Source organism: Pseudomonas sp. L5B5 (assembly GCF_020520285.1).
GTDB lineage: Bacteria > Pseudomonadota > Gammaproteobacteria > Pseudomonadales > Pseudomonadaceae > Aquipseudomonas.
In genome coordinates, this window is sequence record NZ_CP084742.1 from 3,442,237 (window position 1) to 3,460,009 (window position 17,773).

Sequence of the window (17,773 nt, forward strand, 5' to 3'; positions counted from 1 at the left end):
CCGCATGACCGACAGTTTCGTCACCCAGTGCCCGCATTGCCAAACCCGATTCCGTGTCAGCCACGCTCAGTTGAGCGTGGCTCGCGGAGTGGTTCGTTGCGGCTCCTGCCTGCAGGTGTTCAACGCTGCGCGGCAATTGCTCGAGCAGCGCGCGGCCAAGGAAAGTGCAGCCTCAAGACCCGCCGCCAGACCGGCAACCTCACCTGAGGCGCCAGTGGCCCCGGCCGCACCGGCAGCGCAAGTGCAATCCGAGTTGCCAGAACCACCGCCGCAGGCACCTGTCGAACCGCCACCCGCCCAACGCGCCATCAGCCAGAAACAATGGTCGGCGGCAGAAATGGACCTGGACCACCTCGACCTCGACGAGGAGCTGGCCAAGCTCGAGCAGCGTGAGATCCAGCCCACCAAGGCGTTTGGCCAGGAGCGCGAGCACCAGGAAAACGGCCTGAGCGCCCGCCGCGACCCGCAGGATAGCGACGAGGCCCAGTGGCCCGACGCCCTGTTCGGCAGCGCTGGCGAGCAGGAGGAAACCACCCCCGACAACCTCAAGCCCCCAGCCAGGGACTCCGACGAACCCGAGCCGGCGAAGCCCAGCCGCACCGAACCGTCGCTGTCATTCAACCTGGCGGACCTGGACGACGAACCACCGTCGCCCAGGCTGCGCCTGGACGCTGAACTGGAGCCTGTAGAGCCCCTGGCCGCGACGCGCGCCCTCGAGCACGACGATGAACCGCAAGCCACGGCGCCAGGCAAGAAACGCCGCGAACGCAGTGAACCGGGAGTCCAGGACGATGTACTGCTGGACCTGGTCGATGATCCGCTGCGCCTCGACTGGCAGAAACGTCGCTCGCCCTGGGGCCGACGCCTGCTCTGGCTGCTGCTGATCCTGCTGGCCGCTGGCGGCCTGGTGGGACAATACATCGCCTATCACTTCGACGAACTGGCCCGCCAGGACCAGTACCGCCCATGGTTCCAACAGCTGTGCCCGGAGTTCGGATGCACGGTCCCCTCGCGCGTCGACATCAGCCGGATCAAGAGCAGCAACCTGGTGGTGCGCAGCCATCCGGAGTTCAGCGGCGCCTTGGTGGTGGATGCCATCATCTATAACCGAGCCCCCTTCTCCCAGCCCTTTCCGCTGCTGGAACTGCGCTTTGCCGACCTCAACGGCCACCTGATCGCCAGCCGTAGCTTCAAGCCGGGGGAATACCTGGGCGGCGACTTGCAGGACGTGGCAGAAATGCCACCACAAACCCCCATTCACATCGCCCTCGATATTCTCGACCCCGGACCCAAGGCCGTGAACTACAGTCTGAGTTTCCACTCGCCAGAGTGAAACGGCTGGAAGAGTTGACGGACGACTCTGGATTGACGACAGATTTGTGACAGCTTCCCTCGGATGGATCCTGGAAGCCGGCAGAAGAACTGTTCAGATTTTATCCAATTCAGCCTTTATCCGGTCATCGAGAGCGGGTATCATGCCAACCCTTTTTCGAACTCTCATGATCCGGCCCCACAACAGGGAAGTCCTATGTCGGCGGTACGCATCGGCCCATATACATTGCAAAACGGCTTGATTCTCGCCCCGATGGCGGGGGTCACCGACCAGCCCTTTCGTCAGCTTTGCAAGCAACTGGGCGCCGGCCTTGTAGTCTCGGAAATGGTCACCAGCGACATGAGTTTGTGGAACAGCCGCAAATCCCGGCTGCGCATGATCCACGAAGGCGATCCCGAGCCACGCTCGGTACAGATTGCCGGTGGCGATGCACAGATGCTGGCAGACGCCGCCCGCGCCAACGTCGAGTTGGGTGCACAGATTATTGATATCAACATGGGTTGCCCGGCAAAGAAGGTCTGCAACAAGGCCGCCGGCTCTGCATTGCTGAAAGACGAAGCCCTGGTCAACGAGATTCTCCAGGCGGTGGTGGCCGCGGTGGACGTACCGGTCACCCTGAAGATCCGCACCGGCTGGGACCGGCAGAACAAGAACGGCCTGACCGTGGCGAAGATCGCCGAACAGGCGGGCATCACGGCACTGGCGGTCCACGGTCGGACCCGCGCCGACCTGTACACCGGTGAAGCCGAGTACGACACCATCGCCGCGATCAAGCAGGCGGTGTCGATTCCGGTCTTCGCCAACGGCGATATCGACTCGCCCGAAAAGGCCCGGCAGGTGCTGCATGCCACCGGGGCCGACGGGCTGTTGATCGGCCGGGCTGCCCAGGGGCGGCCATGGATTTTTCGTGAGATCGAGCACTTCCTGCGTACCGGTGAAACCCTCCCGGCACCGGACCTGTTCGAAGTGGAACGTATTCTGCTGGAGCACCTGGCCGCGCTGCATGCCTTCTATGGGGATGTCATGGGCGTACGCATTGCGCGCAAGCATGTGGGCTGGTATCTCGCAACCCTGCCGGGCGCCAGGGAGTTTCGCGCCCACTTCAATCGTTTGGAAGATAGGGAAGCACAATGCGCCAACGTCCGTGAGTTCTTCGCCGGACGTTACAAGAGCCTGGAAACAGGGGACGGAGAGGGGGTGGCCGCATGACGATGATGACCGAGACTTTAGTGAGTGGAACAACACCCGTGAGCGACAACGTGAATTTGAAACAGCACCTCAATACCCCCAGCGAAGAAGGCCAGACCCTTCGCGGGAGTGTCGAGAAGGCGCTGCACAATTATTTCGCCCACCTTGAGGGCGCGGCCGTCACGGACGTGTACAACCTGGTGCTCTCCGAAGTCGAGGCTCCGTTACTCGAAAGTGTGATGAATTACGTCAAGGGCAATCAGACCAAGGCCAGCGAACTCCTGGGTCTGAATCGCGGCACCCTGCGCAAGAAACTCAAGCAGTACGATTTGCTGTAAGCATTCAACCAAACCAGAAAGGCGCCCGCGTAAAAAACGGTCGCCTTTTTTGCTGACCCCCTAGCTTGTTGATGGAAATTGAGATGACCGACCAGACTACCCGCCTGCCGATCCGCCGCGCCTTGATCAGTGTTTCCGACAAGACCGGGATCCTCGAATTCGCCAAGGAGCTGGAAGCCCTCGGCGTGGAGATCCTTTCTACCGGCGGGACCTTCAAGCTGCTGCAGGACAACGGCGTGTCCGCAGTGGAAGTCGCCGATTACACCGGTTTCGCAGAAATGATGGACGGCCGGGTCAAGACCCTGCACCCGAAAATCCACGGCGGCATCCTCGGCCGTCGCGGCATCGACGACGCCATCATGAACGAGCACGGCATCAAGCCGATCGACCTGGTAGCGGTCAACCTGTATCCGTTCGAAGCCACCATCAACAAGCCAGGCTGCGACCTGCCGACCGCCATCGAGAACATCGACATCGGCGGCCCGACCATGGTCCGTTCGGCGGCAAAAAACCATAAAGACGTGGCCATCGTGGTCAACGCCAGCGACTACGCCAGCGTCCTGGAAGGCCTCAAGGCCGGCGGCCTGACCTACGCCCAGCGTTTCGACCTGATGCTCAAGGCGTTCGAACACACGGCCGCCTACGACGGCATGATCGCCAACTACATGGGCACCGTGAACCAGGCGGCTGAAACGCTCTCGACCTCCGGCCGCAGCGAATTCCCGCGCACCTTCAACAGCCAGTTCATCAAGGCCCAGGAAATGCGCTACGGCGAGAACCCGCACCAGAGCGCGGCGTTCTACGTTGAAGCGACGCCTGCCGAAGTGGGCATCGCCACCGCGACCCAGCTGCAGGGCAAGGAACTGTCGTTCAACAACGTGGCCGACACCGACGCCGCGCTGGAATGCGTGAAGAGCTTCGTCAAGCCGGCCTGCGTCATCGTCAAGCACGCCAACCCGTGCGGCGTGGCCGTAAGCCCGGACGCCGAAGGCGGTATCCGCCAGGCATACGAACTGGCCTACGCCACCGACACCGAGTCGGCCTTCGGCGGCATCATCGCCTTCAACCGCGAACTGGATGCTCAAACCGCCAAAGCCATCGTCGAGCGTCAGTTCGTCGAGGTGATCATCGCCCCGTCGGTGAGCGAAGAAGCCCGCGCCATCGTCGCCGCCAAAGCCAACGTGCGCCTGCTGGCCTGTGGCGAGTGGTCGGCTGACCGCGCTGCGGCCTGGGACTACAAGCGCGTCAACGGCGGCCTGCTGGTCCAGAGCCGTGATATCGGCATGATCAGTGTCGACGACCTGAAAGTCGTGACCAAGCGCGCCCCGACCGAGCAAGAGATCAACGACCTGATCTTCGCCTGGAAAGTCGCCAAGTACGTTAAATCCAACGCCATCGTCTACGCCAAGAACCGCCAGACCATCGGTGTCGGCGCCGGCCAGATGAGCCGCGTGAACTCCGCCCGTATCGCTGCCATCAAGGCCGAGCACGCCGGCCTGCAGGTAGCCGGTTCGGTCATGGCCTCCGACGCGTTCTTCCCGTTCCGCGACGGCCTGGACAACGCAGCCAAGGTCGGCATCACCGCCGTGATCCAGCCAGGCGGCTCGATGCGCGACGCAGAAGTGATTGCCGCTGCCGATGAAGCCGGCATTGCCATGGTGTTCACCGGCATGCGCCACTTCCGTCACTGATACGACAACGGTCGCACTGACACCGGCATCCGCTGCGTTGGAGCCCACCTCGATGATGCTCATTGCCAACAGGCAACTCCGCTCATCGAGGTGGGCTCCGCCTTGCATCGACCCATGTCATTGCAACCTCCTACAGCGTGAAGCGCTCTAGGTTCCAAAACAGAATTAGCGTCATCCGAGGTTTATGAAATGAATGTACTGATCATTGGTAGCGGCGGTCGTGAACATGCCCTGGCCTGGAAAGTCGCTCAGGACCCACGGGTCGAAAAAGTATTCGTCGCCCCTGGCAACGCCGGGACTGCCATCGAGGCCAAGTGCGAGAACGTGGCCATCGACGTGCTGGCCCTGGAGCAACTGGCAGACTTTGCCGAGAAGCATGTGTCCCTGACCATCGTTGGCCCGGAAGTGCCGCTGGTGGCTGGCGTGGTCGACCTGTTCCGCTCCCGTGGCCTGGACTGCTTCGGCCCGACGGCCGGCGCCGCGCAGCTGGAAGGTTCGAAGGCCTTCACCAAGGACTTCCTGGCACGCCACAAGATTCCGACCGCCGACTACCAGAACTTCACCGAGATCGAACCGGCCCTGGCCTACCTGCAGGAAAAAGGCGCCCCGATCGTGATCAAGGCCGACGGCCTGGCTGCCGGCAAGGGCGTGATCGTCGCCATGACCCTGGCCGAGGCCGAGGACGCCGTGCGTGACATGCTCGCCGGCAATGCCTTCGGCGACGCTGGTTCGCGTGTGGTGATCGAAGAGTTCCTCGACGGCGAGGAAGCCAGCTTCATCGTCATGGTCGACGGCAAGAACGTACTGCCCATGGCCACCAGCCAGGACCACAAGCGCGTCGGCGACGGCGACACTGGCCCGAACACCGGTGGCATGGGCGCCTACTCGCCGGCACCGGTGGTCACCGCCGACGTGCACCAGCGCGTGATGGACCAGGTGATCTGGCCAACCGTGCGCGGCATGGCCGAGGAAGGCAACGTCTACACCGGTTTCCTCTACGCAGGCCTGATGATCGACAAGGCCGGCAACCCGAAAGTCATCGAGTTCAACTGCCGCTTCGGCGACCCGGAAACCCAGCCGGTGATGCTGCGCCTGCAATCGAGCCTGGTGCTGCTGGTGGAAGCGGCCATGGCCCAGGCCCTGGACAAGGTCGAAGCGCAATGGGACCCACGCCCGAGCCTGGGTATCGTCCTGGCGGCCGGCGGCTATCCTGGTGACTACGCCAAGGGCGCGGCCATCACCGGCCTGGACGCTGCCGCAGCGCTGGACGGCAAGGTCTTCCACGCCGGGACTGCACTCAAGGACGGCCAGGTGGTGACCGCCGGCGGCCGAGTGCTGTGCGCCACGGCCATGGGTGCCAGCGTCGACGCAGCGCAGCAGCAGGCCTATCGCCTGGCGGCCGAGATCGACTGGCAAGGCTGCTTCTACCGCAAGGACATCGGCTATCGTGCCATTGCCCGCGAACGCGGCGAGGAGTAAGGCGGTACGAGACTCCGGCAAGGGCCCCATGCCCTTGCCGGGCGATCATTACGCCGCGCATAGTTATAATCAGGCATCAACCAACGAAGGGATTTCGCCGTGCGCTGGCTCAGGATTGCCCTAGGCTTCACTGTCACACTGTTGACCCTGCTCTGCATGAGTCCGGCCATGGCCGCTCAAGGCAGTGGGTGGGCAGTGTTGCTCGACGAACAGGCCGACCTGCAACTCAGCGACATCCGCTCTGCGCGCTACACCAACCAGTTCAGCCCCATCGAACTCGACAAGCTGACCGCTGCCGAGCCTGACGGCGCCCTGTGGCTGCGCTTCAAGCTCCAGCCGGGCACCCACGAGCAGATCCTGCGAGTCTTCGCTCCCGACCTGTCCCACCTGAATCTCTATGTGCTCGAAGGCGAGCAGCTGATCGAGCAAGTGAACACCGGTTCCAGCCAGCCCCAGACGGAAAAGCCGCTGCCCAGCAGCGATTTTGCCCTGCCATTGCCGCAGAGTGCCAAGCCGCTGGATGTCTATGTGCGCCTGGTATCCGAACACGAACTGCGTCCCTACATCACCCTGCAATCAGCCGTGATGGCCGCCGCCAACCAGGGCCAGACGCTGACCTACGGCCTGCTCTTCGGCTGCCTGGCGATGCTGATCCTGCACAACCTCACGCGCTTCGCCTATACCCGCTCGCGCAGTAGCCTGTGGCTGGCCATCTGCGAGGGCCTGCTGACCCTCAGCCTGATGATGCTGCTGAACCTGCTCGGCCCCTGGCTGCCTGACTGGCAACCCCTGCAGACGCCCGGCGCCTACCTGGCGCTGCTGCTGACCGCACCCAGCGGGATGATGTTCGCCTATCGCTTTTTCGCTCCGCTGGGCTCGCACCCGCTGAACCGCCTGCTGCTGGGCAATATCCTGCTGATCGGCCTGGCCGGCCTGTCGCTGCTGTTCGTCAGCACCCTGCCGCTGAACATCATCACCTATGTCCTGGTGGCCCTGGCCGGCCTGAGCATGCTGTTCGTCGGCGGCTACCACTGGCACAAGGGTTATCGCCCGGCCCGCTGTTTCGTCGCCGCCATGGCGATCTTCAACCTCGGCACCCTGGTGATACTCCCGGCCCTGCTCGGCTTGACGCTGGTGCCACCGCAAGGGCTGATCGTCACCCTGATGAGCGTGGTGTGCGTCGCCGGCCTGCTGATGAGCGTCGCGCTCGGCGAACGCCAGCGCAACATCACCGAGAATCGCTTCAGCGTCAGCCGCGACCTGGCGGCCAGTACCGCCGAGGTCAATGCCAAGGCCGAGTTCCTGGCCAAGATCAGCCATGAAATCCGCACCCCGATGAACGGCGTGCTGGGCATGACCGAACTGCTGCTGGGCACCCCGCTGTCGGTCAAGCAGCGCGACTACGTGCAGACCATCCACAGCGCCGGTAACGAGCTGCTGACCCTGATCAACGAGATCCTCGACATCTCCAAGCTCGAATCCGGACAGATCGAGCTGGACGACGTGCAATTCGATCTCAATGCCCTGATCGAGGACTGCCTGAGCATCTTCCGGGCCAAGGCCGAGCAGCAGAACGTCGAACTGATCAGCTTCATCCAGCCCCAGGTGCCGCGAGTCATCAGCGGCGATCCGACGCGCCTGCGCCAGGCCCTGCTGAGCCTGCTGGAAAACGCCCTGAAGAAGACCGACGAAGGCGAAGTGCTGATCGTCGTGGCCCTCGACGAGCGCAGCAGCAAACCACGCCTGCGCATTGCGGTACAGGACAGCGGCCAGCCCATGGAGGCCGAAGAGCGCGATGCCCTGCTGCACACCGAACTGCACAGCAAGAACTTCCTGGCCACCACCCGCCTGGGGGGCAACCTGGGCCTGGTGATCGCCCGCCAGCTGATCCTGCTGATGCATGGCGAATTCGGCATCAAGAGCGGCAACCAGCAAGGCAGCACCCTGTGGCTGACCCTGCCGCTGGACCCCGAGCGCCTGGAGCACCCCACCGCCGACCTCGACGGCCCATTGCAGGGAGCCCGGGTGCTGGTGGTGGACGACAACGACACCTGCCGCAAGGTCCTGGTACAGCAGTGCAGTGCCTGGGGCCTGAACGTCAGCGCGGTACCGTCGGGCAAGGAAGCACTGGCCCTGCTGCGCACCAAGGCCCACCTGCGGGACTATTTCGACGTGGTCCTGCTGGACCAGAACATGCCCGGCATGACCGGCATGCAACTGGCGGCGAAGATCAAGGAAGACCCGAGCCTGAACCACGACATCCTGCTGGTCATGCTCACCGGCATCAGCAACGCGCCCAGCAAGGTGATTGCACGCAACGCCGGGATCAAGCGCATCCTCGCCAAGCCGGTGGCCGGCTACACCCTCAAGACCACCCTGGCCGACGAACTCAACCAGCGCGACAAGGCGCCTGCCGCGCCCTACAACCAGCCCCTGCCCCAGGCCCAGGGCCCGGCGCCGATCACCGTGCCCAGCGACTTCCGTATCCTGGTGGCCGAGGACAACAGCATCTCCACCAAGGTGATCCGCGGCATGCTCGGCAAGCTCAACCTGCAGCCCGATACGGCCAGCAATGGCGAGGAAGCCCTGCAGGCGATGAAGGCCAAGCGCTACGACCTGGTGCTGATGGATTGCGAGATGCCCGTGCTCGACGGGTTCTCCGCCACCCAGCAACTGCGGGCCTGGGAAGTCGGCAACCAGCGGGTGCGCACACCGGTGGTGGCGCTCACCGCCCATATCCTGGCCGAGCACAAGGAACGCGCGCGCCAGGCCGGCATGGACGGCCACATGGCCAAGCCGGTGGAACTGTCGCAACTGCGCGAACTGGTGGAACACTGGGTCACCCAGCGCGACCTGCGCGAACGCAGCACCGCACACACCAGCTGAGTTAAACTCTGGCTCGCCCTCCCTCGTCGTGAGCCTCCACCATGCTCCACGTGCTGTTCAGCGTTTACCTGAAGATGCTGGTGCTCTACAGCCCCTTCTTCGTGCTCTCGTGCTTCATCAGCCTGACCCGCGGCTATTCCCTCAAGGAACGCCGGCGCCTGGCCTGGAAAGTCGCCCTCGCGACCCTGGTCTCCAGCGTGCTGCTGTACCTGTTCGGACGGGTGATCTTCGGCGTGTTCGGCATCACCGTGGATGCATTCCGCATCGGCGCGGGCTCGGTGCTGTTCATCTCGGCCCTGGGCATGGCCCAGGGCAAGTCGGCGGTGCAGACCGACAACGTGCAGCAGGACGTGACCATCGTCCCGTTGACCATTCCCCTGACCGTCGGCCCCGGCACCATCGGCGCCCTGCTGGTGATGGGCGTCAGCCAGCCGCACTGGGACGACAAGCTCACCGCGATCCTCAGCATCGCCCTGGCCAGCCTCACCGTGGGCGTGGTGCTGTACCTGTCCAACCGCATCGAGCGCATCCTCGGCGACCAGGGCCTGCAGATCGTCAGCCGGCTCATGGGCCTGTTCGTCTGTGCCCTGGCAGCGCAGATCATCTTCACCGGGGTCAGGGGTTATCTAGTCCCCTAGACCCATCCGGCAAACAGCCCGGCACCACAAAAATCAAGTAATAGGCAACGGAATGCAGACTCTTCACCCCCCCACCGGCCCGGGCGCCGCTCCGGCACGCGCCCAACGCCTCGCGCAGATCGGGCGCGGCCTCGGCTGCTTGCTGGCCGCAGTGTTCATGTCTCTCCCGGTGCTGGCTGGCGAATCGCCCCAGGCCAAGCTTGTGGCCTGGCTGGACAAGACCAGTGAATCCAGTGAGCGCTTTGGCGATTTCCAGGTGTACCACCGCCGGGATGGCAGCAATCCCCGGGAAATCACCTATAAGGGCCAGCTCTATCGGCCGCTGAACGCCTGGCAGATCACCGAGGTAAAACCCACCGGGGCGATTCAGGGCGGGCAACCCGTACTGCTGGCTACCACCATCGAATGGATGGGCGTCGGCACCGTGCTGATCGCGGTGCAGAATGACACTCCACTGGCCCGTATCCTCAGCCCGGTCAAGAGCCGCGAGGAGCCCGACTGGGGCCAGCCACAGCCCGGACGCAGCGATCTGCTGCTGTTTCCCGAAGGGGCACGGGCGCTGGTGCCCTCCACCGGGCAAGTCCTGTGGTTCGATGAGCGGCTGCCCGGCTGGGGCTTCTCCCACTACGCCATGCTGGTGTCGGTGTCGCCGGACAACCGCAGCGCCGCCTTCCTGGGCAAGGAAGGGTTGCTGCTCAGCTCGGCGGATCAGGGCGTCTACGCCCAGCTGCCGATCAGCAAGGAGATGAACCTGAGCCAGCTATGGCCGTTGTTCAACCAAGCCAGCGACCGCGCGCGAAAGGCCCTGAACGAAGGCCGGCGCATCGACCAGAATCGCCTGCATCATGCCTTGCAAGTGGATTGGGTCGGCCGCCAGTTCAGCTGGCAGCAGGTGCAGGGAAGCTGGCAACTCAAGGGCCTGGGACTGACCTCCAGCCCGCTGAAGAAGGAGCACTGAGTGATGAGCGTTCTACGCCCATGGCCCGTTCGATACCTGCTGCAACTGACCTCGGCCCTTGTGCTGGCCGGTTGCGCCAGCCACGGCAGCGAACAGCCCAGCGACATCCGCACCGAAGACGCCAAGGCGGCAGACGCAGTACTGGAGCTTGAGGTCAGCTTCGCCCGGGCACCGGACTACAAGCCCGAAACCAGCGGCCCCTATGCATACAGCCAGTACGTGAAGATCGAAGGCGCCCCGGCCCTGCAGATTCCGTTCTACCAGAAGGGTATCGGCTTCGAACTCGGCGTGATCGGTGACCCGCGGGCGCTGCTCGCCCTGCCTTACCCCTCGCCCAAGGCCGACTCCTCCAGCAAAAACCTGCGGGTCATCGGCCAACGCCTGGACGACACCCGCTACCGCTTTGTAGTGCTGCCGCTATCGGGCTGGAACAGCCTCGACAGCTTCGAAGTGGCCTTCGCCCACAACGGTCGACGCGAGGCCATGACCTTCACCTACAGCACGCAAGTGGCCTGCAACAGCAGCTTTGCGGTGACGACGCCGACCTACGGTTTCGCGATGTCGGTGGCGGCGCGCTTTCCCAACGGAGTCCAAGGCTGCCTGAAAGCTTGCGATGCGCGCCCGGAGTACGCAGGGCAATGCGCCTACAACTCCGGTTTCCGCCAGGTCTCGAACCTGTAGAACCCCCCTCCCAGCCAGAGCCCGCCCAATGCCCTACAGCGCCGATGCTGCTTTCATTCAGGAACAATGGCTGGACGGGTGTTTCCCCCGGGAAAACACCCTGGTCCTCAGCAGCGGTTTCTATTGCCTGTTCGACCTGCCCTACGAACATCCAAGGCTGGTCAATAAAGTCTGGATGCCAGCCCTGGATTTCCCAGGCAGGGACGAACCTGATTTCGTCACGGCCCTGGGGTTTGCCGCCGAAGGCCCGCAGTCTTTTCATGCCCAGGGCGGCGAAACCGCCGGGCACGGCGGTGACGGCTTCCTGGCCTTGCTGGAAAAAGGCTCGGATGCACTGATCTGGCTGATGGTCCTCAGCCAGACCAACCCCTTCGACCGGGTAGAGATCCGCGGCCAGCAGCTCCACGCCGAGTCGACCTCCGGGGTCAGGGTGCAAGTCCCCCTCCTGCGGCCCGACCAGTTGACCCTGACCTGGCCCTGACTCCTGCCCTCAACAAGCCGAGCCCCATGGAAACACTCACCGCCACCGCCGCCATCGACCTCCTGAGCGCACACAGGCTGCCCGGCCTAGATGCCGCTGCTCGCGCCTCCCACCTCCTGAACTGGTGGGGGATAGACAGCGACGACCTTGAGTTCGCGGCACTGCCACCCTGCCTGCAGCAACAGCTCATCTCGCAACCGGAGCCCCCGGACGATACGCAAGACCCGCGCTACAACGCCCTGCTGCTGATTGCCCTGCGCGCCGAGTATCGCGGCGTGACCCACCTGTACCTGAGGCGCTGCCTGCGTGAAGCCGGGCTGGGCGACTACATCGTCAGCCCAGGCCTCGAGCACCGGGAGGCCTGTCCCTGCTGTGGCTACCTGACCCTGGGCGCACGAGGCGAATACGAGATCTGCGACCTGTGCAATTGGGAAGACGACGGCAGCCAGGCGCTGGACGTGCTGAGCGGGCCCAACCACAAAACCCTGGGCCAGGCCCGGGAACACTTCGCCCGCCACCAGGACCACCTGCCCCTGGACAAATGGCCACGCATCAGCAAGGACCACCCATGATTCCCCCGCAGTTGATCGCCCTGATCGAAGCCCTGCCCAGCTTCCGCCCGCGCCCCGACACCGCCGAGGTCACCCGAGCGCTGGCAACATTGGGGATTGCCCTGGACAGCGAGTTCGCACAGATCTACCTGGCCTACCACCCCGCCGACTTCGAAAGCCGAGCGAGCTACGAAGTGCTGATGGATATCGACGGGCCCAGTGATGAAATCCTGATGTGCACCGAGTTCATTCATGAAGTCTGGGAGTTGCCAGAGAACTTCATCGCCTTCACCTCATTGCAAGGCGAAGGCGGCTACTTGCTGGACAAGGACAGCGGCGGTGTCTGGGATTTCGACCTGGGCGACTGGGAAGCCTTCGTCGCCGGCCGCATCCCCGCCAGATGGGCCAGCTTCTTCGAATTCATCACCTGGTATTTGCAGCCCTAAGCGACAAGCTCCAAGCGGCAAGTTGCAGGAACCGGCTCAATGGGGGCCAAGAGCCTGGTTCTATCCGGCCGCCTCAGGCCTCGAGCCGCCATTGCAAGGCATCCAGCGCATCGCAGCCATCCTGCAACAGCATGTGGGCTGCATGGACGAAATGCTGCCCCCCTTCAAGACGCAGACAATCCAGGCTGTGCAGCAGATCACGCGAAGCCTTGATGCGCTGCAACGCACCGCCATGCAGATCCGCTGTCGGGGCATTGCGGTCGAGGTGGTAAACCGGGGTGGGAGTGAGATTGCTTTGTAGCGGGGTGAAGTCGGTCATTGGAAAGCTCCATGGTTAGCATTTCTGTATTCATAGAGTTGCTTTCCGACCGGCTAAGATCGGCCGCCGATGCGTCGGCGACCGGCCAACCATGGCTTTGCAAAAAACCAGCGGCAACCGCCAAAGTGTTGCCATTGCCTTCCGCCAAACCAGACTGCCTCAGCGCCCGGGGGCGACCTCATACCTCCTGTAGCCGCAGCCGAGCCCTGGCGAGGCTGCGATAGGACCGAAGGTCCTCCAGCGATTTCAAGATCCCTGCGCCCGCTGCGCGGTCGATCGCAGCCTCGCAGGCTCGGCAGCGGCTACAGGAGCAAGGCAGGCCTATGGCTTCTCGCCGTACCACCTCGGCGTATAGACCCACTCGCCACCCTCGGCCCGGGGGAAGACGCAGGTAGTGGAGGAGCCAACCAACACCATGGTGCGCATGTCCACCTGCTCCGGGGTGAGCTCGCCCAGGGTGATGACCCGCAGGGTCTGGCCCGGACGCCCGACATCTCGCCCCAGCACCACCGGGGTTTGTGGCGTGCGGTGCTGACGCACGATCTCCAGGGCCCGGCCCAGTTGCCAGGGCCGCGAGCGGGAAATCGGGTTGTAGAAGGCCAGCGCCAGGTCCGCCTGGGAGGCGAGGTCCAGGCGCTTCTCGATGATGTCCCAGGGCTTGAGGTTGTCCGACAGCGACAGCACGCAGAAGTCATGGCCCAGGGGCGCACCGGCCTGGGCTGCGGTGGCCAGGGAAGCGGAGACCCCGGGCAGGATCTCCAGGTCGACGCGGTGCCATGCCGGGTCGCTGGACTCATGCAAGGCTTCGAGCACCGCCGCGGCCATGGCGAACACGCCCGGGTCACCGGACGACACCACCACCACCGAACGGCCCTGTGCGGCCAGTTCGAAGGCATGGCGGGCACGCTGCATTTCTTCGCGGTTGTCAGTGCAGTGCATGACCTGGTCGGCACGGAACGGGCCAGCCATGCGCACGTAGGTTTCGTAGCCAAGAATGTCATTGGCCCGGGCCAGTTCGGCTTTCACCGCCGGCACCATCAGCTCGGCAGCGCCTGGGCCGAGGCCGATCACGGCCAGGCGCCCGCGAGGGCGACCGATCTGCTCCGGGTCCAGGGGCTGGCTGGCCACGGCGATGGCGATGTCCTCGCCCACCTTCAGCGGTGGCAGCAATTGCGGCACGGCCTGTTGCGCCAGTTCGGTGACGCTGCCGGCTGCCGCCAGGAAGCGCAACGGCACGCCCAGCTCGGCGGCGGCTTCACGCAAGGCCGGGCTGGCCATTTCATTGTCGGCGGCCAGCAGGCAGGCCACGGATTGGCGAGCGATCCCGGCCTGGTGCAGAGCAGCCCGGAGATGCTCGGCCAACTCGAGACCGCTATCGCGCGCAAGCTCGCTCCTGCAGGTGAGTGCGATGAGGACACTGCGCGGGTAGATCACCAGTTCATTGGCCGCAGGCTCGCGTTCCGCGGAGCCGACCCGGATCGTCAGGCGGGCCTGCTCGTCCTCGGGCAGCTTCGCCGCCGCCAGCCAGGGCGCGGCGCCTTCGATGCGCACGCTTTCGCCACCCAGCAGGTCGGAGACGAAACGCTTGCCCAGCTCCAGGTCGCCCAGGGCATAACCGCTGGGCGGGTTGAGCAGGCAGGTACCGAAGCGCAGTTCACCGCTGGTGGTGATGGCCGCAGCCCCCCCCAGGCCGGCGGCGATTTCCCGGGCCATGACGTTGACCCCGCCCAGGCCCCCCAGCAGCGGCACCACCGCGCTGCCATCCTCGGCCACCGCCAGTACCGGCGGCTCGGCGCCCTTTTCCAGGAGCAGCAGCGCCAGGGTGCGGATCACGATGCCGGCGGCGCACAGGGCGATGATTGGCGTGTCCTGCTGGTAGAGCTGGCGCAGGGTCGCGCCGAACTCGTGGTACACCCGGTCAGCGCCTTCGACCCGTTCCGCCAGACCGTGGATCAACGAGTCGGGGTACAGGCGCTGGATCCGTCGCGCAGTGTCGAGGCTGCCTTGGCCAAGGATGACGATGGCCGGAGTTGAACGGGCCATCAGCCTTGCCACCTTTGTCCGGGAACGATGATCAGCGAGAAGTACGGCGAGGACATCGGCTCCACTTCATCCAGCGGCACGATCTTCTGGTTGGCCATGGTGGCGCGCTCGACGTACAGCGCCCGCTCCGCCAGCCCCAGCTGTTCCAGGACCTGCCGCACCTTGGGGAAGTTGCGCCCCAGCTTCATCACCACTGCCGCGTCGGCGTCCGCCAGGCGGCGCTTGAGCTCGTCAGGGGGCAGCACCCCGGACAGCACCGACAAGCTCTGGTTGCGATACACCAGGGGCGCGCCCAGCACCGAGGCACCACCCAGCATGGAGCAGACCCCCGGCACCACTTCGGCCTGGTAACGCTCGGCCAGGCGGTCGTGCAGGTACATGTAGGAGCCGTAGAAGAACGGGTCGCCCTCGCAGATCACCGCCACATCGCGGCCGGCATCCAGGTGCTCGGCCACCTGCACGCTGGCTTCGTCGTAGAAATCGCTGATCACCTGCTCATAGGACAGCGGCGCCGGCAGCACTTCGGTGGTCACCGGGTAGACCAGCGGCAGCAGGGTTTGCGCCTCCTGCAGGTGCGCTTCGATGATGCCGAAGGCATTGCCCTTCTTGCCCTTGGCGACGAAGTAGGCCACCACCGGCGACTCGCGCAGCAGGCGCAGGGCCTTGAGGGTAATCAGTTCCGGATCACCAGGGCCCACGCCGAGGCCGATCAAACGTCCAGGTTGCTGCATCATTCGATCTCCGTGGCCAGGGCGTTGACGGCGGCGGCCGCCATGGCACTGCCGCCCAGGCGGCCCTGCATGATCACGAACGGCACGCCACGGCTGTCGGCGGCCAGCATTGCCTTGGATTCGGCAGCGCCGACGAAGCCCACCGGGAAGCCAAGGATCAGCGCCGGTTTCGGTGCACCGGCGTCGAGCATTTCCAGCAGGTAGAACAGCGCGGTGGGGGCATTGCCGATCACCACCACGCTGCCTTCCAGGTGCGGCCGCCACAGTTCCAGGGCCACCGCCGAACGGGTATTGCCCAGCTCCCGGGCCAACTCCGGCACGCTGTCGTCACGCAGGGTGCAGATCACCGGGTTGTTGGCCGGCAGGCGCGCCCGGGTGATGCCCTCGGAGACCATCCGCGCATCGCAGAGGATCGGCGCTCCGGCCGCCAGGGCCTCGCGCCCGGCCTTGCCGGCGCCTTCAGAGAACTGGAGGCCATCGATGGCCTCGACCATGCCGCAGGCGTGGATCACCCGGACCGCGAGCTTTTCCAGGTCGGCAGGAATGCGTTCCAGCCTTGCTTCCTCGCGGATGATCGCGAAGGAGTTGCGATAGATCTCCTGACCGTCGCGAATGTAATCAATCATCAAGGTGACTCCGTTGGCGGACATCAAGCAGCGCTTGTGCCGCTTCTATAGAAAGGTTGCGCGCCCGCAGCCTGCCGAACCCCGGCTGCGTGGCGTCGCGCAAATACAGGTCGTAGCGTCCCGGGGCCACCGCCAGCAGGGTGGCCGGCGCCACATGGGCGGCGGCGCAGGTGCGCAGGCAACCGGACAGATGCACCGCCTGCTGTCGTCCCTGGGCCTGCAACAGGGCCGCCAACCGCAGCGCATCGCCCTTGGTATCGGCCTGGGCCTTGGCACAACCGCTGGAGCCAGTGCAGGCGATCAGGTGGGCCAGGGCCTGTTCGGGATGGCACAGCAGGCCCAGCTCGGCCAGGCCCGCGGTGACCGCAGGGGCATCGGCCACGGCAATGTCCGGCAGCAGCAGGCTCTGCCAGGGGGTGAGTCGCAGGCTGGAGTCGCCATAGCGCTGGGCCAGGTGCGCGGCGCCCTTGAGCATGGCCGGGTCGAGACGCCCCAGGGGCGTGACCGCACCGACATAGACCCGCCCGGCATCGACCTGTGGATAAGTGCCCAGGTGCAAGCCCTCGGCGGCCGCTGGACGGCGCCAACCCTCCACACTCAGCAGGGGATGCCCCAGGTGATGCTCCAAGCGGGCAAGAAACTCCGCCACCGGCACCTGGGCCAGCAAGTGGCGCATGCGAGTCTGCTCGGGGGACGCCAGGTCGAGGAACAACTCCAGCACCGCCACCAGCAGTGGGTGGCCCAGCTCCAGCGGCACCGCCGCCAGGGGTGGATCCGCCAGGCAACCGGCCAGGCCGAAGGCCAGCAGCACCTGGCCGTCGCGCTCCAGGGCCGCCAGCCACAGGTCGTGATGATGGTGGAGCATGGCCAGGGCCTCGCCACCATCCAGTTGCACGGCGAACTTGGCGGACAGCTCGTGGAACCGTGGATGGCCTTGCAGGGTTTGCAGGATCTGCGCCGCCAGTGGCCGGGTGTCGACCAGGCACTGGCGGTCGATCCCGGCACTGGGGCTGAGCATCAGGTTGCGCACATCGTCCCCTGCCGCCGTGGTCGGCCCCAGGCCGGCATCCAGCAACCTGGCGATCAGCGCCTGGTGCTCGCTGCCGATGCCACGGATCTGCAGGTTGGCGCGATTGGTGGCCTCGATCACCCCACCGGCAAATGCCTGCGCAGCCTCGGCCACCGCCACGGCCTGGGCGCAGCTGATAACCCCACCGGCCAGCTTGATCCGGCAGATACCGCCATCCAGGGCCGGGACGATACGCAGCAACCCCGGACAGGCCGAGGGACGGATGGCAGTGGACAGCGGACGTTCGTTCAAGGGGCGACCGGCAGAGTGGGAAAAGCGCTTCGTCAGCGAAGGCGCGGTATTATGCCTGCTTTG

General features: G+C 64.9%; 17 protein-coding genes. 12 read left to right on the forward strand and 5 right to left on the reverse strand.

Annotation, left to right across the window (positions count from 1 at the left end; all coding sequences use genetic code 11):
- The first annotated feature begins 4 nt into the window (after positions 1–4).
- The 12 genes from LGQ10_RS15795 to LGQ10_RS15850 all read left to right on the forward strand — a co-directional run bounded on the left by LGQ10_RS15795 (position 5) and on the right by LGQ10_RS15850 (position 12,670).
- Positions 5–1,333: a DUF3426 domain-containing protein gene (locus LGQ10_RS15795; protein ID WP_058435669.1), complete on the forward strand. Its 1,329-nt coding sequence runs from the start codon at positions 5–7 to the stop codon at positions 1,331–1,333.
- Positions 1,334–1,528: 195 nt separating this feature from the next.
- Positions 1,529–2,542 (forward strand): tRNA dihydrouridine synthase DusB, encoded by a 1,014-nt coding sequence (dusB, locus tag LGQ10_RS15800; RefSeq protein WP_226522508.1) that lies wholly within the window; start codon positions 1,529–1,531, stop codon positions 2,540–2,542.
- Positions 2,539–2,859 (forward strand): DNA-binding transcriptional regulator Fis, encoded by a 321-nt coding sequence (fis, locus tag LGQ10_RS15805; RefSeq protein ID WP_003186237.1) that lies wholly within the window; start codon positions 2,539–2,541, stop codon positions 2,857–2,859. Before dusB ends, fis begins: the two co-directional genes overlap by 4 nt.
- A gap of 83 nt (positions 2,860–2,942) precedes the next feature.
- Positions 2,943–4,550, forward strand: a complete 1,608-nt coding sequence (purH, locus tag LGQ10_RS15810) for a bifunctional phosphoribosylaminoimidazolecarboxamide formyltransferase/IMP cyclohydrolase (RefSeq protein WP_226522509.1) — start codon at positions 2,943–2,945, stop codon at positions 4,548–4,550.
- Positions 4,551–4,739: 189 nt separating this feature from the next.
- Positions 4,740–6,029, forward strand: a complete 1,290-nt coding sequence (gene purD, locus LGQ10_RS15815; protein WP_226522510.1) for a phosphoribosylamine--glycine ligase — start codon at positions 4,740–4,742, stop codon at positions 6,027–6,029.
- Positions 6,030–6,128: 99 nt separating this feature from the next.
- Positions 6,129–8,915 carry a hybrid sensor histidine kinase/response regulator gene (locus tag LGQ10_RS15820; protein ID WP_226522511.1) on the forward strand — a complete coding sequence of 929 codons (2,787 nt, stop codon included), beginning with the start codon at positions 6,129–6,131 and terminating at the stop codon, positions 8,913–8,915.
- A gap of 41 nt (positions 8,916–8,956) precedes the next feature.
- Positions 8,957–9,553, forward strand: coding sequence for a MarC family protein (locus tag LGQ10_RS15825; RefSeq protein WP_022642054.1), 597 nt, complete (start codon positions 8,957–8,959; stop codon positions 9,551–9,553).
- Between the two features lie 52 nt (positions 9,554–9,605).
- The gene (locus LGQ10_RS15830; protein ID WP_058435064.1) at positions 9,606–10,511 is read left to right on the forward strand and encodes a hypothetical protein; all 906 of its coding nucleotides are present in this window, start codon (positions 9,606–9,608) and stop codon (positions 10,509–10,511) included.
- Positions 10,512–10,514: 3 nt separating this feature from the next.
- The gene (locus tag LGQ10_RS15835; protein ID WP_226522512.1) at positions 10,515–11,192 is read left to right on the forward strand and encodes a hypothetical protein; all 678 of its coding nucleotides are present in this window, start codon (positions 10,515–10,517) and stop codon (positions 11,190–11,192) included.
- Between the two features lie 28 nt (positions 11,193–11,220).
- Positions 11,221–11,673, forward strand: a complete 453-nt coding sequence (locus LGQ10_RS15840; RefSeq protein ID WP_058435063.1) for a hypothetical protein — start codon at positions 11,221–11,223, stop codon at positions 11,671–11,673.
- 26 nt (positions 11,674–11,699) lie between these two features.
- Positions 11,700–12,245, forward strand: a complete 546-nt coding sequence (locus tag LGQ10_RS15845) for a CPCC family cysteine-rich protein (protein ID WP_058435062.1) — start codon at positions 11,700–11,702, stop codon at positions 12,243–12,245.
- Positions 12,242–12,670, forward strand: a complete 429-nt coding sequence (locus tag LGQ10_RS15850; RefSeq protein WP_226522513.1) for an SMI1/KNR4 family protein — start codon at positions 12,242–12,244, stop codon at positions 12,668–12,670. The genes LGQ10_RS15845 and LGQ10_RS15850 overlap by 4 nt, the downstream gene beginning before the upstream one ends.
- Before the next feature lie 73 nt (positions 12,671–12,743).
- Here LGQ10_RS15850 and LGQ10_RS15855 read toward each other — a convergent pair whose 3' ends face one another.
- From LGQ10_RS15855 to cobG, 5 genes are all read right to left on the reverse strand, one after another.
- A complete protein-coding gene (locus LGQ10_RS15855; RefSeq protein WP_058435060.1) occupies positions 12,744–12,989 on the reverse strand; it encodes a hypothetical protein in 246 nt (81 codons plus the stop codon).
- A gap of 321 nt (positions 12,990–13,310) precedes the next feature.
- Positions 13,311–15,032, reverse strand: coding sequence for a precorrin-3B C(17)-methyltransferase (gene cobJ, locus LGQ10_RS15860; protein WP_226522514.1), 1,722 nt, complete (start codon positions 15,030–15,032; stop codon positions 13,311–13,313).
- Positions 15,032–15,763 carry a precorrin-2 C(20)-methyltransferase gene (locus LGQ10_RS15865; protein ID WP_226526145.1) on the reverse strand — a complete coding sequence of 244 codons (732 nt, stop codon included), beginning with the start codon at positions 15,761–15,763 and terminating at the stop codon, positions 15,032–15,034. Before LGQ10_RS15865 ends, cobJ begins: the two co-directional genes overlap by 1 nt.
- Entirely contained in the window at positions 15,763–16,389 is a 627-nt protein-coding gene (locus tag LGQ10_RS15870; protein WP_058435058.1) for a precorrin-8X methylmutase, read from the reverse strand. Before LGQ10_RS15870 ends, LGQ10_RS15865 begins: the two co-directional genes overlap by 1 nt.
- Complete coding sequence (cobG, locus tag LGQ10_RS15875; RefSeq protein ID WP_319003954.1) at positions 16,382–17,695, reverse strand: precorrin-3B synthase; 1,314 nt, start codon at positions 17,693–17,695, stop codon at positions 16,382–16,384. The genes LGQ10_RS15870 and cobG overlap by 8 nt, the downstream gene beginning before the upstream one ends.
- Between the last annotated feature and the right edge of the window lie 78 nt (positions 17,696–17,773).

Excerpts from the sequence above, each read along its gene's own strand:
- LGQ10_RS15795 (WP_058435669.1), top strand. The coding sequence starts at position 5 with ATGACCGACAGTTTCGTCACCCAGTGCCCGCATTGCCAAACCCGATTC.
- dusB (WP_226522508.1), top strand. The coding sequence starts at position 1,529 with ATGTCGGCGGTACGCATCGGCCCATATACATTGCAAAACGGCTTGATT.
- fis (WP_003186237.1), top strand. The coding sequence starts at position 2,539 with ATGACGATGATGACCGAGACTTTAGTGAGTGGAACAACACCCGTGAGC.
- purH (WP_226522509.1), top strand. The coding sequence starts at position 2,943 with ATGACCGACCAGACTACCCGCCTGCCGATCCGCCGCGCCTTGATCAGT.
- purD (WP_226522510.1), top strand. The coding sequence starts at position 4,740 with ATGAATGTACTGATCATTGGTAGCGGCGGTCGTGAACATGCCCTGGCC.
- LGQ10_RS15825 (WP_022642054.1), top strand. The coding sequence starts at position 8,957 with ATGCTCCACGTGCTGTTCAGCGTTTACCTGAAGATGCTGGTGCTCTAC.
- LGQ10_RS15830 (WP_058435064.1), top strand. The coding sequence starts at position 9,606 with ATGCAGACTCTTCACCCCCCCACCGGCCCGGGCGCCGCTCCGGCACGC.
- LGQ10_RS15835 (WP_226522512.1), top strand. The coding sequence starts at position 10,515 with ATGAGCGTTCTACGCCCATGGCCCGTTCGATACCTGCTGCAACTGACC.
- LGQ10_RS15840 (WP_058435063.1), top strand. The coding sequence starts at position 11,221 with ATGCCCTACAGCGCCGATGCTGCTTTCATTCAGGAACAATGGCTGGAC.
- LGQ10_RS15845 (WP_058435062.1), top strand. The coding sequence starts at position 11,700 with ATGGAAACACTCACCGCCACCGCCGCCATCGACCTCCTGAGCGCACAC.
- LGQ10_RS15850 (WP_226522513.1), top strand. The coding sequence starts at position 12,242 with ATGATTCCCCCGCAGTTGATCGCCCTGATCGAAGCCCTGCCCAGCTTC.
- LGQ10_RS15855 (WP_058435060.1), bottom strand. The coding sequence starts at position 12,989 with ATGACCGACTTCACCCCGCTACAAAGCAATCTCACTCCCACCCCGGTT.
- cobJ (WP_226522514.1), bottom strand. The coding sequence starts at position 15,032 with ATGGCCCGTTCAACTCCGGCCATCGTCATCCTTGGCCAAGGCAGCCTC.
- LGQ10_RS15865 (WP_226526145.1), bottom strand. The coding sequence starts at position 15,763 with ATGCAGCAACCTGGACGTTTGATCGGCCTCGGCGTGGGCCCTGGTGAT.
- LGQ10_RS15870 (WP_058435058.1), bottom strand. The coding sequence starts at position 16,389 with ATGATTGATTACATTCGCGACGGTCAGGAGATCTATCGCAACTCCTTC.